This window comes from Psychrobacter sp. TB55-MNA-CIBAN-0194, from assembly GCF_040309505.1.
GTDB classification, from domain to species: Bacteria; Pseudomonadota; Gammaproteobacteria; order Pseudomonadales; family Moraxellaceae; genus Psychrobacter; species Psychrobacter fozii.
This window is the reverse complement of the sequence record NZ_JBEOOW010000666.1, coordinates 1-244: the sequence shown is the minus strand read 5'-3', so window position 1 is coordinate 244 and position 244 is coordinate 1. Positions and strand designations below refer to the sequence as shown.

The 244-nt window shown below is 40.2% G+C and carries 1 protein-coding gene; it reads right to left on the bottom strand.

The window, feature by feature from the left end:
* Window positions 1–244, bottom strand: a 244-nt coding sequence (locus AAEY75_RS16670) for a restriction endonuclease subunit S domain-containing protein (RefSeq protein ID WP_502944460.1), incomplete at both ends; no start/stop codon positions are given.

Sequence of the window (244 nt, the reverse complement as noted above, 5' to 3'; positions counted from 1 at the left end):
ATGTAATTTTCATCATATTCAGGTTCTTTGGCTGCCATTACAATAAATTCGGTTGATCCGAAGGCATTCGTATTTATAGGTAGCCCAGATACTTTGGCTGTTTTCCCATTTTCTAGGCATGGTGTAATTCGAGCAAAAAGCGTATCTCCGTTCGCAAACTTCGCTCCACCACTCTTAAATACCTTTTCAATAACCTCGTCAATGTCACGGCTTGAAATCGGTAAAGCCGCCATATCAATAAATG